The sequence below is a fragment of the Siculibacillus lacustris genome (assembly GCF_004328075.1).
Classification (GTDB): domain Bacteria; phylum Pseudomonadota; class Alphaproteobacteria; order Rhizobiales; family Ancalomicrobiaceae; genus Siculibacillus; species Siculibacillus lacustris.
The window spans coordinates 1-1,200 of record NZ_SJFN01000087.1; the positions used below are offsets into that span (position 1 = coordinate 1).

A 1,200-nucleotide genomic window follows, 5' to 3' on the forward strand; every position below is an offset into this window, starting at 1 on the left:
TGATAGGCCCTGCTCATGGGTCAGGCGCAGGATCGTCCGGATATCTCTCACGGTCGTTCGTCTCGCTTGCTTCCGTCTGGGCATGTCGGCCTCTCTTCTTCGTGAGAGCCCAACCTGCCAAACGGCGCAGCCGAGAACCGGCCATCAAAACTGTCCGGGAATTACCGGAATTGCTGTCCGGGAATTAGTGAAAGAGCTGTCCGGAGATTACCGAAAACGCTGTCCGGACATTACCGAAACCCGCAGTCTCGGCGATGCGTCGCCAATGACGCGCGATGGAGGGTAGGCGCAGTTCGGTCAGCAAGGAGGCGAGGAAGGCGGCGTCGGTCTCGGGTGTGTCGGTCATGGCCGTCCCTCGCAACCCGAGAGCAGAAGTCGATCATAGGCTTTGAGGTTCGGCTCTGGGATGGTGACATCGCTGGCCGTGTTCGGCTTGCTGGCGAACTCCTTCTCGAGGACGGCGAGGTCGGGCAGACGGCCGGCGTCGAGGATCGCGTCGAGACGGGCGGCCAGGGCGATCTCGCAGGCTTCGCAGGTCGAGGCCAGAGCCAACAATCCGACGGTGGTCCGGCAGGCGTCTCTGGGTGGCAGGGCATCGTCCAGGGCGGCCCAGGCGCGAGCGTAGGCGGCGTGTGGGAAGAGAGCTTCGCGGTAGACGAGGTATCGCAGGGCCTGCGGCTTGCGCCGCAGCGTGCCGATCAGATGGTGATAATCGATCGAGTGGCCGCGCACGCGGTCGGTCCTCACGCGCGTCGGGCGCATGACGTGGTCGGGTCCGAAGAAGCATTCCAGCCGGTCATCGAAGAGGCGCACTTCGATCTTGTGGCCGATGAGCCGGGACGGGACGGAATAGACGATCCGATCGACGCTGATGGTGCTGTTGCGCGTCACCTTCGCCGTGACCGTCGTGAAGTCGGTGGTTCGGCGCTTGGGGAGGGCTGCGAGGGTCTCGCTGTTGATTTCCGCGGAGAACTGACCCAGGCGGCAGGGATTTTTCCATCGAGAATTGACCCATGTTTGAACCTCCTCCCTCGCCACTGGTGCGGGGGACAGCGGAGTGATCGACATGGAGTTATTGAGCGTCATCCGGCGCTGGCACTATCGGGATCATTTCTCGATCCGAGAGATTTCCCGGCGCACCGGGCTTTCGAGGAACACGGTCCGCAAGTACCTGCGGTCCGACAGCGTCGAGCCTCGGTT

The 1,200-nt window shown here is 63.1% G+C and carries 3 protein-coding genes; 1 reads left to right on the forward strand and 2 read right to left on the reverse strand.

Annotated elements, in window-relative coordinates; genetic code table 11:
• Window positions 1–184: 184 nt before the first annotated feature.
• Window positions 185–346, reverse strand: coding sequence for a hypothetical protein (locus EYW49_RS23200; protein WP_165498388.1), 162 nt, complete (start codon window positions 344–346; stop codon window positions 185–187).
• A complete protein-coding gene (locus EYW49_RS22835) occupies window positions 343–1,068 on the reverse strand; it encodes a Mu transposase domain-containing protein (RefSeq protein WP_131312039.1) in 726 nt (241 codons plus the stop codon). Before EYW49_RS22835 ends, EYW49_RS23200 begins: the two co-directional genes overlap by 4 nt.
• Between EYW49_RS22835 and EYW49_RS22840 the strand changes: the two genes are divergently transcribed.
• Window positions 1,067–1,200 (forward strand): sigma factor-like helix-turn-helix DNA-binding protein (locus EYW49_RS22840; RefSeq protein ID WP_131309656.1); only part of this gene is annotated, 134 nt, incomplete at its 3' end. The two genes, EYW49_RS22835 and EYW49_RS22840, sit on opposite strands and share 2 nt — an antisense overlap.